This window comes from Actinomadura citrea, from assembly GCF_013409045.1.
Classification (GTDB): domain Bacteria; phylum Actinomycetota; class Actinomycetes; order Streptosporangiales; family Streptosporangiaceae; genus Spirillospora; species Spirillospora citrea.
In genome coordinates, this window is the sequence record NZ_JACCBT010000001.1 from 3958868 (window position 1) to 3971359 (window position 12492).

Consider the following 12492-nt stretch of genomic DNA (forward strand, 5'->3'; position numbering starts at 1 on the left):
GCACGCGGAAGGGCCCCGGGAGCGATCCCCGGGGCCCTTCCGCCGTCCGGGGACGCCGCGGGCCCTCCACCGACCGAGAGGAGCGGCGGATGGAACCGGATGCGTCCGGGGGACACCCCGAGTCGATAGCATCGGACCCCGTTGACCCCGACCCATCATCGCGAGGAGTACCCGTGTCCACCGTGTCTGAGCTGCGCATCACCCTCGACGGGAGCGAGCGGGCGGTGCCGGCGGGCACCACCGCGGGCCAGGCACTGGAGGCCGACGGCCGCACCGTGATCGCCGCCCGCGTCAACGGCGAGCTGCGCGACCTCGCCGGCGAGCTGCGCGACGGCGACGCGGTCGAGCCGGTCGAGATCGGCTCGGGCGACGGCCGGGCCATCATGCGGCACTCCGCCGCGCACGTGATGGCGCAGGCCGTCCAGGAGCTGTTCCCCGAGGCGAGGCTGGGCATCGGCCCGCCGGTGGAGAACGGTTTCTACTACGACTTCGACGTCCCCGAGCCCTTCACCCCCGACGACCTCAAGCGCATCGAGAAGCGGATGCGCGAGATCGTCAAGCAGGGGCAGCGGTTCTCCCGCCGTCCCATTTCCGACGTGGACGCGCGCGCCGAGCTGGCCGACGAGCCCTACAAGCTGGAGCTGATCGGGCTGAAGGGGGCCGGCCCGGACGCGGCCGACGGCGCCGAGGTCGAGGTGGGCGGCGGTGAGCTGACCATCTACGACAACCTGGACGCCAAGTCCGGCGAGCTGCGCTGGAAGGACCTGTGCCGCGGCCCGCACCTGCCGTCCACCCGGGTCATCCCCGCCTTCAAGCTGATGCGCTCGGGCGGCGCCTACTGGCGCGGCAGCGAGAAGAACCCGCAGCTGCAGCGGATCTACGGCACCGCCTGGGAGTCCCGCGAGAAGCAGGACGAGTACCTGCGGTTCCTGGAGGAGGCCGAGAAGCGCGACCACCGCCGCCTCGGCGCCGAGCTCGACCTTTTCTCCTTCCCGAACGAGATCGGCAGCGGCCTCGCCGTCTTCCACCCGAAGGGCGGAGCCGTCCGCAAGGTGATGGAGGACTACTCGCGCCGCCGGCACGAGGAGGAGGGGTACGAGTTCGTCAACACCCCGCACATCACCAAGGGCCACCTGTTCGAGACCTCCGGGCACCTCGGCTGGTACAAGGACGACATGTTCCCCGCCATGGAGGTCGACGGCGGCGACTACTACCTCAAGCCGATGAACTGCCCGATGCACAACCTGATCTTCCGGGCGCGCGGCCGGTCCTACCGGGAGCTGCCGATGCGGCTGTTCGAGTTCGGGTCGGTGTACCGGTACGAGAAGTCGGGCGTCGTGCACGGCCTCACCCGCGTGCGGGGCATGACCCAGGACGACGCGCACATCTACTGCACCGAGGACCAGATGGGCGAGGAGATCAAGCGGCTCCTCGACTTCGTCCTCGGCCTCCTGCGCGACTACGGCCTGAACGAGTTCTACCTGGAGCTGTCCACCCGCGACGAGTCCGACAAGTTCATCGGCTCGGACGCGATGTGGGAGAAGGCCACCGCCGCCCTCCGCGACGCCGCCGAGGCCACCGGGCTCGACCTCGTCCCCGACCCGGGCGGCGCGGCGTTCTACGGCCCCAAGATCTCCGTGCAGGCCAAGGACGCGATCGGGCGCACCTGGCAGCTGTCGACCATCCAGGTCGACCCCAACCAGCCCGAGCGGTTCGGCCTGGAGTACCAGGCGGCCGACGGCACCCGGCAGCGGCCCATGATGCTGCACCGGGCGCTGTTCGGGTCGATCGAGCGGTTCTTCGGCGTGCTGCTGGAGCACTACGCGGGCGCGATGCCGCCGTGGCTGGCGCCGGTGCAGGCGGTCGGCATCCCGATCGGCGACGCCCACGCCCCGCACCTGGAGAAGGTCGCCGCGCGGCTGCGCGAGCACGGCCTGCGCGTCGAGGTCGACGCCTCCTCCGACCGGATGCAGAAGAAGATCCGCAACGCGCAGAAGCAGAAGGTCCCGTACATGCTGATCGCGGGCGACGACGACGTCGCCAAGGACGCGGTGTCGTTCCGGTACCGCAGCGGCGAGCAGAAGAACGGCGTCCCGATCGACGCCGCGGTCGAGGAGATCGTCGAGGCCGTGCGGACCCGCGTGCAGATCTGAGCCCCGCCGGGTCGTGCCCGCCCCGCGCGAGCGCGGCCCGGAAGTGGCGCGCGCCCGGAGTTGGTAGCCTCATCGATCACGTTCGAGGACCGGGGAGACAGCGGAGATGAAGTCCAGGAGGCCGGGGCGGCGGGGGCGGTCGCTCTGGCTCCGGATCGCCGGTTACACCGGCACCCTGGCGCTCGTCGCAGCCGCCGTCATCGTGCTCCTCATGCCGCTGATGGACGACGGCACGAAGGGCGCCGCCGGCGGGACGGCGAGCCCGTCCGCGCCGGGCGCGCAGACGGGCCTTCCCGGAGGCGGGGGCCTGCCCATGACCCCCACCGGCCCCGCCCCGCAGCAGAACGGGAGCGGCCAGCCCTATCCGGGCGGTGGAGGCGGCGGGTCCGGCGGCCAGGGCGGCGGACCGCAGATCCCTCCCCAGAACGGCTCGGGCGGCGTCGCCGCCTGCCCGAAGGGGACGGCGTACTACCGGGCCACCTCCACGGGCGTGGACGTCGTCATCGCGGTCTCCGCCAGCGGAGCGATCCGGGCGGAGCTGTCGCTGCGGGGGCAGGAGCCCAAGGCCCAGCAGACCACCGTGCGCAGCGGCGGGCCGCAGACGTTCCACTTCACGGGCGTCGCGCCGCAACTGGTCGAGCGCGTCAAGGTCACCACGATCTCGGTGGGGGGCGGCATGCAGAACTGCTACGCCCGCGCCGCCTGACGGACGTCCTCGACGGACACGTTGACGGCGGCGACCCGCGTCCCCAGCATCATGCCCGCCACCCGCGCCACGTTCGCCTTCACCTTCGTCGCCACGTCCTTGATCACCAGGCCGTACTCGACGGCGATGGCGACGTCCAGCGTGACCTCGTCGTCGTTCTGGACGACGCGCACGCCCGTCGCGGCCGGCTCGTCCTGGACGGTGAGGCCGGCGACGCCCTCCACCTCCAGCGCGGCGAACGCGGCGATCTTCCCGATCACCGCGTTGCCGATCGTGATGCGGCCGTCCACCGGCGCGCTGAGGTCGCCGGACGAGCCGTGCATCGTCATCGGCACCGCGTTCGGCCCCGACGACAGCACGCTCCGCGGGGGCGGGACCGACTGCGGTGCCGCGGTCGCGGGAGGTGCGGAAAGCGGCGCCCGCTGCGGCATCCCCGGGATCGGCGCGCCCTGCGACGGCATGCCCGGGGACGGCGTGCCCGGGGACGGCGTGCCCGGGGAGACCGTGCCGTGCGACGGCATGCCGGGGGGAGGGTCCGTCTCCGGGCGGCCGGCGGGCGCCCCGGGGAACCGCGGTCCGGGTTTGGCCCCCGGTCCCTGCTCGGCGTTCCCGGTCTGGCGCTTGTCGAGCCCGGTCATGATCGCTCCCTGCGGTTCGGTCGGGTGACCATGGTGTCGGAGCGACGCGCGGAACGTCACGCAGGCACCGGATCGCGGGCGCGTCCGAAGACCCGCCGACGGGCCATGCTAAGGGATCCCGGCTACAGGTCCGAGGGCGTCTCTCTCTATGCTGCTGGTCAGGCCGTGAACAAAAGGAGACCGCCGCCTTGAGCGCAGAGCCGGAGGAGTCCGTGGTGCAGCAGGGGCGCGAGGACGCGCCCGGGGCCGGTGCCGGGAACGAGCGCACGCCCCGCTTCGAGGAGCAGAGGGGCGGCGCGGGCACGCCCGACAACTTCCAGCGGCTCTGGACCCCGCACCGGATGGCCTACATCAAGGGCGAGAACAAGCCCACGGGCGGGGGATCGGGCGACGGCTGCCCGTTCTGCGAGATCCCGAAGATGACCGACGAGGAGGGGCTCGTCGTGGCCCGCGGGGAGTCGGTGTTCACGGTGCTGAACCTCTACCCCTACAACTCCGGGCACCTGATGGTCGTCCCGTACCGGCACGTCGCCGACTACACCGACCTCGAAGAGCCGGAGTACGTGGAGCTGGCGACGTTCACGCAGCGGTCCCTGACGGCGCTGCGCAAGGCGAGCGGCGCGCAGGGCTTCAACGTCGGCATGAACCTCGGTCTCGTCGCCGGCGCCGGCATCGCGTCCCACCTGCACCAGCACGTCGTCCCGCGCTGGGGAGGCGACACGAACTTCATGCCGGTCGTCGGGCACACCAAGGTGCTGCCGCAGCTCCTGCGCGACACCCGCCAGATGCTCGCCGACGCCTGGCCGCACGACGCCTGACCGTCCGCCCGGGCGGGCCGGCGGGCCTAGGCGGGAGGCGCGGCGCGCCGCAGTCCCACGTCGCCCGGCGGGCGGGGCGGGGCCTGCGAGGCGCTCATCAGCTCCGAGACCGTGACGAACTCGAAGCCCTTGGCGCGCAGGCCCCGGATCATCGGGACGAGGTTGCGCAGCGCGACCAGGCGGTCGTGGTGGCCGGTGTCGTGCGCGAGCAGGATCGTGCCGGGCCCGGTGTTGCCGACGATGTAGTCCACCAGGGCCGGCGGGTCGTCCTCGTAGGTCTTCTCCAGCATCTTGATCGACCACAGCGCGATGTCGTACTCGAACCGGCACGCGGCGCTCAGCGTGGTCCCGCCCAGATGGCCGAACGGGGGCCGCAGGAGCCGGGGCTCCTTGCCGACGATCCGCCCGATGGCGTTGTGGGCGCGCCGCAGTTGCTCCAGGGCCCGCTCGTCGGAGAGGCGCGACAAGTCCTGGTGCTGCCAGGTGTGGTTGCCGGCCTCGTGCCGGTCCATCCGCCCGTGCACGAGCCGGGCGTGCCGGACGAGACGCTCCCCGACTAGGAAGAACGTGGCCTTGACCCGCTCGGCGTCCAGGATGTCGTGCACCATGGGCGTCCAGTTGTGCATCGGCCCGTCGTCGAAGGTGAGGGCGACGAGCTTCTGGGCGGTGTCGACGCCCCAGACCACGTCGACGTGCGCGCTCCCGGGCCGCCACGGACCGGCGATGGGGACCGCCATCGCCGACGAGGGCGGGTTCCCTGACCCGACCACGGCGTCGACCGCCTCCGCCCCCGCGCCCAGCGTGACCGCTCCGGCGGCCGCCAGACCGAACCCCTTGATGAACGCCCGGCGTCCGGGGGCGGCCGGGCTCCGGGGGTCGTCCACGTTTTCCATTGTGCGACCACGATGCCACCGCGGACCCGCCCTGATCATCGGCCCTGCGGCCGAATCGAGGGTCACCCTGCGGGATGAGCCCGGCTCCCCCCGAGGTCGCGTCCGCGGGCGCCGGGCGTCACCGTGGCGGAGGGGACGGGGCCCGGCCCGCGCCGGGCCCCGTCCGCGGGCGCGGGCGGTCAGCCGTCCTTGGAGTCGGCGGCGACCTTGTCGGCGAGATGCGACGGGAGCGGCTCGTACCGCAGGAAGCCGCGGTTGAACGTGCCGGTTCCCTGCGACATCGACCGCAGGTCGATCGCGTACCGGACGATCTCCAACTGCGGCACCTCGGCCTTGATCATCGTGCGTCCGCCGGGCACCGCCTGGGAGCCGAGCACCCGGCCGCGCCGCGAGGTGAGGTCGGACATGATCGGGCCCACGTACTCGTCGGCGATCAGAACCTCCACCTCGTCGACGGGCTCCAGCAGCAGGATCGGCACCTGACCCGCCGCGTCCTTCAGCGCGAGCGCGCCGGCTGCCTGGAACGCCATGTCGGAGGAGTCGACCGAGTGCGCCTTGCCGTCGTGCAGCGTGACCTTGACGTCGACCATCGGGTAGCCGGCGGACACGCCGCGCTCCATCTGCTGCCGGACGCCCTTCTCGACCGAGGGGATGAACTGGCGCGGGACGACCCCGCCGACGATCTTGTCGACGAACTCGAAGCCCTCGCCGGACGGCAGCGGCTCGACGTCGATGTGGCAGATGCCGTACTGGCCGTGCCCGCCGCTCTGCTTGACGTGCCGGCCGAGGCCCTTCGCCGTCCCGCCGAAGGTCTCCCGCAGCGGGACGCGCAGGTCCACCCGCTCGACCTCGACGCCGTACCGGGCGCGCAGCCGGTCGATCAGCACGTCGGCGTGGGCCTCGCCCATGCACCACAGCACCAGCTGCCGGGTCTCGGCGTTGTTCTCCAGCCGCAGCGTCGGGTCCTCGGCGACGAGCCGGCCGAGCGCCTGGCTCAGCTTGTCCTCGTCGGCCTTGGACTTCGCGCGGATCGCGACCGGCAGCAGCGGGTCCGGCATGGACCAGGGGGCCATCACCACGGGAGCGCCCGGATCCGACAGCGTGTCGCCGGTCTCGGCGCGGCCGAGCTTCGCCACCGCGCAGATGTCGCCCGCCCCGCAGGACGCCGCGGTGCGCTGCGTCTTGCCCAGCGGCGAGGTGAGCGCGCCGACGCGCTCGTCGACGTCGTGGTCCTCGTGGCCGCGGTCCTCCATGCCGTGCCCGGAGACGTGCACGGTCGTGTCGGGGCGCAGCGTCCCGGAGAACACGCGGACCAGCGAGATCCGCCCGACATAGGGGTCGGACGTGGTCTTGACGACCTCGGCGACCAGCGGCCCTTCCGGATCGCAGGAGATCTCCTTCGGGGGCCCGCCCGCCACCGGGGTCACGGGCGGGATGCCGTGTTCGAGGGGGGACGGGAACGCCTGGGTGACGACCTCCAGCAGCTCCATCATCCCGACGACCGGGCCGGGGTGGTCGCCGTGCGGGACCGACGTCGCGAGGACGGGGTAGAAGCTGCCGCGCGCCACCGCGGTCTCCAGGTCCTCGATGAGCGCCTTGACGTCGATCTCCTCACCGGACAGGTAGCGGTCCATGAGGGTCTCGTCCTCGCTCTCCTGGATGATCCCCTCGATGAGCGAGGCGCGCTGCTCGGAGATCTGGTCCAGGTACCGGGGATCGGGGTCGCACTCGGTGCGCCGCCCGGTCGAGTAGTCGAGGCAGCGCTGCGACAGGAGCCCGATCAGGCCCTGGAGACCGTCGTCGCCCCGGGCCGGGAAGTACAGCGGCGCGACGCCCTCACCGAAGGCGTCCTGACAGGCCATGACCACGTCGTCGTAGTCGCCGCGCTGCTGGTCGACCTTGGTGATGACGACCGCGCGCGGCATCTGCACCGCCGCGCACTCCTCCCAGATCATCCGGGTGAGGCCGTCGATGCCGTCCACCGCCGAGATCACGAACAGCGCCGCGTCGGCGGCGCGCAGCCCGGCCCGCAGGTCGCCGACGAAGTCGGCGTAGCCGGGGGTGTCGATGAGATTGACCTTGATGTCGCCGTGCGTCAGCGGTGCGAGCGCGAGGTTGACCGAGCGCTGCTGGCGCACCTCCACCTCGTCGAAGTCGCTGACGGTGGTGCCGTCCTCGACCTTCCCCGCCCGCTGCAGCGTGCCCGTGGCGGCGAGCAGCGCCTCGACGAGCGTGGTCTTGCCGGCCCCTGAATGGCCGACCAGCGCGACATTGCGCACCTTGTCGCACCCGCCGGCCTCCGGTGCCCTGCCGGGGGCTCCCGGGTGGCCTCCCTTGTCCGCCATGACTACCTCCTCGGACGGGCCTCTCGCGGAGGCCCGCGTGCGGCTGGGGCCCGGCCCGGCGGGCCCGGCCCTGACGTCCGAGTGCGGCGTCCGACCTTGTCCATCGCGCGTGACCGACGTCACACCCGTGTCAACAGCCTTTCCCGTGATGGCCGGGATCACAAGGGGTGGACGGCAAACAACCGTGATCCGTGCGGGCCGCCGGGGCGCGGGTCCCGGGACCGGCCGCGGGCCCGCGGCGTGCGCACTACGATGGGCGCGCCGCGCGAGCGCCGGTCGCCCGCGGCGGGGCCGGTCCCGGTGAGCGCGACTCCCGGTGGCCGCGACTCCCGATGATCACGAGAACGGACGTCGATGCTCAACAAGATCAGGCCCGCGCTGGGGCGAGTCCTCACCCCCGTCGGACAGGCGGTCGCGCGGACCGGGGTCTCGCCCAACGCCATCACCGTCATCGGGACGGTCGGCGTCGCCGCCGGCGCGCTCGTGCTGTTCCCCCGCGGGGAGTTCTTCTGGGGGACGATGGTCATCACCGCGTTCGTCCTGTTCGACATGCTCGACGGCGCGGTCGCCCGGGTCACCGGGAAGATCTCCGCGTTCGGGGCGTTCCTGGACTCCACCATGGACCGCGTCGCCGACGCCGCGATCTTCGCCGGGCTGATGATCGGGCTGTACCGGGGCGACCAGGAGACCCTCGCCGGGGTCGCGCTGTACTGCCTGGTCTCCGGGGTCGTGGTGTCCTACGCCAAGGCCCGCGCCGAGGGCCTCGGCTACACCTGCAACGTCGGCATCGCCGAGCGCGCCGAGCGCCTCATCGTCGTCCTCGTCGCGGCCGGGTTCGACGGGCTCGGCGTCCCCTACATCCTCGCGGTCGCCCTGTGGGGCCTCGCCGTGCTCAGCACCGTCACGGTCGGGCAGCGGTTCGCCACGGTGTACGCCCAGGCGCGGCCGGGCGCGGAGGCCGGGGCCGGGAACGGTGCGCAGAACGGGGCCGCGAAGACGCCGGAGCCGCGTCCATGACCACGCCCCGCCGCGGAGAGGCGCCGCCGTCGCTTCGCGACGAGGTGTCCGACGCCGCCTACGCCCTGGGCTGGACGGTCGTCCGCAAGATGCCGGAGAGCGCGGCGCGCCTGGTGTTCACCGCGCTGTCCGACCGCACGTGGCACCGCTACGGCGGCGGCGTGCGGCAGCTGGAGAGGAATCTGTGCCGCGTCCTCGGCAAGGACGCCGTCGACGACGAGGTCCGCATCCTCAGCAAGAAGGTGCTCCGCTCCTACTTCCGCTACTGGCTGGAGGTCTTCCGGCTGCCGGAGTACGACCGGGCGCGGATCCTCGGCCGGATGCGGGTCACCGGCGAGAAGAAGATCTTCACCAACCTCGACTCCGGGCGCGGCGTCATCCTGGCGCTGCCCCACATGGGCAACTACGAGCACGCAGGCGCGTGGCTGGTGCACTGCGGCTACCCCTTCACCACGGTCGCCGAGCGGCTCGAACCCGCCTCGCTGTTCGACCGGTTCGTCGAGTTCCGCGAGGGCCTCGGGATGGAGGTGCTCGCGCACAAGGGCGCCTCCGCCTACGGGCGGATGGCGCAGCGGCTGCGCGCCGGGCGGCCGGTGTGCCTGGTCGTCGACCGCGACCTGACCGAGAGCGGCATCGACGTGCAGTTCTTCGGCGCCACCGCCCGGATGCCCGCCGTGTCGGCCGCGCTGGCCGTCCAGACCGGCGCCGCCCTCATTCCCGTGACACTCTGGTATGAGGGCGAGTACTGGGCGGCGCGGGTCCACGAGGAGATCCCCGTGCCGGACGAGGGCGGCAGACAGGAGAAGATCCGGGCCATGACCCAGGACCTCGCGCGCGCCTTCGAGGAGGGCATCGCCGCCCACCCCGAGGACTGGCACATGCTGCAGAAGGTCTGGGTGGACGACCTCGAGGACGACCGAGGATGAGGGCCGGCCGATGAAGGTGGGACTCGTCTGCCCCTACACCTGGGACGTGCCGGGCGGCGTCCAGCAGCACATCGGCGATCTCGCCGAGGCGCTGATCGCGCTCGGCCACGAGGTGTCGGTCATCACGCCCGCCGACGACGACGCCGACCTGCCGCCCTACGTCGCGTCGGCCGGGCGCGCCGTCCCCGTCCCCTACAACGGCTCGGTCGCGCGGCTGGCGTTCGGGTTCCTGTCGGCCGGCCGGGTCCGGCGCTGGATCCGCGAGGGCGGGTTCGACGTCCTGCACGTCCACGAGCCCGCCGCGCCCTCGCTCGGGCTGCTCGCCTGCTGGGCGGCCGACGGGCCCATCGTGGGCACGTTCCACGCGTCCTACGAGCGGTCGCGGGCGCTGTCGGTCACCGCGCCGATCCTGCAGAGCGCCCTGGAGAAGATCACCGGCCGGATCGCGGTGTCGGAGGCCGCCCGCACCACCCTCGTCGAGCACCTCGGCGGCGGCGCCGTGCTGATCCCGAACGGCGTCGCGACCGAGCGCTACGCGATGGCGGAGCCGCTGCCCGGCTGGCGCGGCCGCGCGGACACGCCGCCCGTCGGCGACGGGGGAGCGCTGGGGTTCCTCGGCCGGATGGACGAGTCGCGCAAGGGCCTGCAGGTGCTGCTGCGCGCCTTCGAGATCCTCGGCCGCCTGCGCCCCGGGCTGCGGCTGCTGATCGCCGGGCCCGGCGACGCCGACGACGTGCTGGCCCGGGTCCCGGCCGACCTCCGCGACCGCGTCGCCGTGCTCGGCATGGTGAGCGAGGACGACAAGGTCCGCGCCTACCACTCGGTGGACGTGTTCGTCGCGCCCAACCTCGGCGGTGAGAGCTTCGGCATCGTCCTCGCCGAGGCCATGGCCGCGGGCGCGCCCATCCTCGCCAGCGACATCGAGGCGTTCGACCGCGTCCTGCGCGGGGGCCGGGCCGGGATGCTGTTCCCTGTCGGCGACCACGAGGCGCTCGCCGCGGCGGCCGGGGAGCTGCTCGACGACCCGGCCCGCCGCAAGCAGCTGTCGGCGGAGGCCCGCGCGGCGGTGCGGGCCTACGACTGGTCGTCGGTGGCCCGCGACGTGCTGCGGGTGTACGAGACCGTCACCGGCGGCCGCGCCGGCGTGGTCGAGTCCGGGCTCGGCGCGTAGGGGGCGGCGTGTCCTACGACTGGGTCATCGACGTCCTGTTCTGGGTCGCCGTCGTCTTCCTGATCGTGGTGTACGTGTCGTGGCGCGCCACCAGGCTCGACCGCCTGCACGTGCGGGTCGAGACGGCCCGCGCCGCGCTCGACGCCGCGCTCGTCCGGCGGGCCGCCGCCACGCTGGAGCTGGCCGCGTCCCGGGTCCTGGACCCCGCCACCAGCCTGGTGCTGGCCACCGCCGCCCACGAGGCCCGCACCGCCGACGCCGAGGGCCGCGAGTTCGCCGAGAGCGACCTGTCGCGGGCGCTGCGCGCCGCCGTCGACCAGCCCGGGTTCGTCGACACCCTCGACGCCCGCGGCGGCGGCGACGGCAGGGCGGTCCTGGACGAGCTGTCGTCCGCCGCCGCGAAGGTCGCCTACGCCCGCAGCTTCTACAACGACGCCGTCTCCCAGGCCCGGGTCGCGCGCCGCAAGCTGCTCATCCGCGTCCTGCCGCTCGCCGGGAGGGCCCCGCTCCCGGACTTCTTCGAGATCGACGACGACCCGCCCGGGATCTGACGGCCCGCGATCCGCCGGGGCCGTGTTGATCGGGGGAGCCCCGCGCGGCCGTACCACCGCAGGGCGAGCGCATCAGACCACGTTCGCTACTCTCGGGCAGATCGTCCAAAGGAGGGGTAGATCGTGCGATCTGTCTGGGGCACCACCGTCCGGGGGCGTACGTCCGCGGGGATGGGCGTCCTCGTCCTCGGTGCCGCGCTGTCGGCCTGCTCGGGCTCGGACGGCGCGAAGTCGGCGCCGCCACCGCCGAGCAGCACGGGCACGCCCCAGCCCAGCGGGACGCCGACTCCCGCGACGCATCCCTTCACCGGCGGCGCCAAGGGGCTGACCAACCCCGTCCTCGCGGTCAAGATCGAGAACACGCGGCCGGCGTTCCCGCAGAGCGGCGTCTCGGCCGCCGACATCGTCTACGTCGAGCAGGTCGAGGGCGGCGAGACCCGCCTGATGGCGGTCTACTCCTCCAAGCTGCCGAAGAAGGTCGGGCCCGTCCGCAGCGCCCGCATCTCCGACCTGCACATCCTGCCGCAGTTCGGCCGGCCCGCCTTCGCGTTCTCCGGCGTCCAGAGCAAGATGAAGAAGTACATCCGCAAGGCACCGCTGTACGACATCTCCCAGGAGAACGCGGGGGGCGCGTACTTCCGCTCCGGCGACAGGCGGATCCCCTACAACCTCTACGCCGATCCCAAGAACCTGCTGAAGCAGGCACCGAAGGCCGCGAAGCCGCGCGACATCGGCTTCCGATTCGGAGACGCCCCGGACGGCGGCAAGCCCACCAGGTCGTTCACCGCCCGGTGGCCCGCCGCGACCATGGGGTTCACGTGGTCGGCCAAGCAGAAGCGGTGGCTCGCCAGCTGGGGCGGCAGCCCCGACCGCGCCGCCGAGGGCGGGCTCCTCGGCGGCAGGACCGTCGTCGTCCAGTACGCCAAGACGACCCGCTCGAAGTTCCACGACTTCCTCGGCAGCTACACGCCGCTGATCCACACCACCGGGAACGGGCGCGCGGTCGTCCTGCGCGACGGCAAGGCCTACGGTGCCAAGTGGTCGCGCTCGTCCGAGAGCGAGGGCACCACCTACACCACCGCCGACGGCAAGCCGATGAACTTCGCCCGCGGCCAGGTCTGGGTCGTGCTCGTCAACGACGGCAAGCCCTACACGCCCTAGGGACGCGCCCGGCGGCCGGCGCCGCCCGTCACTGCGTAAGCGGCCGGTGTCCCTCGCTGACACTCTGCCGGGTCGAGAGGTCGTACGAGCAGGCAATATCATGGGAAAAGACT

The 12492-nt window shown here is 72.8% G+C and carries 11 protein-coding genes; 8 read left to right on the plus strand and 3 right to left on the minus strand.

What is annotated here, in order from left to right:
• Positions 1-173: 173 nt before the first annotated feature.
• Together thrS and BJ999_RS18660 are read left to right on the plus strand one after the other, a co-directional pair.
• Positions 174-2153, plus strand: a complete 1980-nt coding sequence (gene thrS, locus BJ999_RS18655) for a threonine--tRNA ligase (RefSeq protein ID WP_179834475.1) — start codon at positions 174-176, stop codon at positions 2151-2153.
• Positions 2154-2259: 106 nt separating this feature from the next.
• Complete coding sequence (locus BJ999_RS18660; protein ID WP_179834476.1) at positions 2260-2859, plus strand: hypothetical protein; 600 nt, start codon at positions 2260-2262, stop codon at positions 2857-2859.
• Here the strand turns inward: BJ999_RS18660 and BJ999_RS18665 are convergent.
• A complete protein-coding gene (locus tag BJ999_RS18665) occupies positions 2841-3497 on the minus strand; it encodes an Asp23/Gls24 family envelope stress response protein (protein ID WP_179834477.1) in 657 nt (218 codons plus the stop codon). The two genes, BJ999_RS18660 and BJ999_RS18665, sit on opposite strands and share 19 nt — an antisense overlap.
• Before the next feature lie 188 nt (positions 3498-3685).
• Between BJ999_RS18665 and BJ999_RS18670 the strand changes: the two genes are divergently transcribed.
• Entirely contained in the window at positions 3686-4315 is a 630-nt protein-coding gene (locus BJ999_RS18670; RefSeq protein WP_229810405.1) for an HIT family protein, read from the plus strand.
• A gap of 26 nt (positions 4316-4341) precedes the next feature.
• On the opposite strand, the gene BJ999_RS18675 is transcribed toward BJ999_RS18670, so the two are convergent.
• Together BJ999_RS18675 and BJ999_RS18680 are read right to left on the minus strand one after the other, a co-directional pair.
• A complete protein-coding gene (locus tag BJ999_RS18675; protein WP_179834478.1) occupies positions 4342-5199 on the minus strand; it encodes a polysaccharide deacetylase family protein in 858 nt (285 codons plus the stop codon).
• 188 nt (positions 5200-5387) lie between these two features.
• Positions 5388-7553, minus strand: coding sequence for an elongation factor G-like protein EF-G2 (locus tag BJ999_RS18680; protein WP_179834479.1), 2166 nt, complete (start codon positions 7551-7553; stop codon positions 5388-5390).
• A 354-nt stretch (positions 7554-7907) separates the two neighbouring features.
• Between BJ999_RS18680 and pgsA the strand changes: the two genes are divergently transcribed.
• The 5 genes from pgsA (at position 7908) to BJ999_RS18705 (ending at position 12379) form a co-directional block, all read left to right on the plus strand.
• On the plus strand, positions 7908-8570 hold the full coding sequence (pgsA, locus tag BJ999_RS18685) for a phosphatidylinositol phosphate synthase (RefSeq protein WP_179834480.1): 663 nt from the start codon (positions 7908-7910) through the stop codon (positions 8568-8570).
• On the plus strand, positions 8567-9496 hold the full coding sequence (locus tag BJ999_RS18690; RefSeq protein WP_179834481.1) for a phosphatidylinositol mannoside acyltransferase: 930 nt from the start codon (positions 8567-8569) through the stop codon (positions 9494-9496). The genes pgsA and BJ999_RS18690 overlap by 4 nt, the downstream gene beginning before the upstream one ends.
• Positions 9497-9506: 10 nt before the next feature.
• Positions 9507-10667, plus strand: a complete 1161-nt coding sequence (locus BJ999_RS18695; RefSeq protein ID WP_179834482.1) for a glycosyltransferase family 4 protein — start codon at positions 9507-9509, stop codon at positions 10665-10667.
• An 8-nt stretch (positions 10668-10675) separates the two neighbouring features.
• On the plus strand, positions 10676-11218 hold the full coding sequence (locus BJ999_RS18700; RefSeq protein WP_179834483.1) for a LemA family protein: 543 nt from the start codon (positions 10676-10678) through the stop codon (positions 11216-11218).
• A 123-nt stretch (positions 11219-11341) separates the two neighbouring features.
• A complete protein-coding gene (locus BJ999_RS18705) occupies positions 11342-12379 on the plus strand; it encodes a DUF3048 domain-containing protein (RefSeq protein WP_229810406.1) in 1038 nt (345 codons plus the stop codon).
• Positions 12380-12492 lie beyond the last annotated feature (113 nt).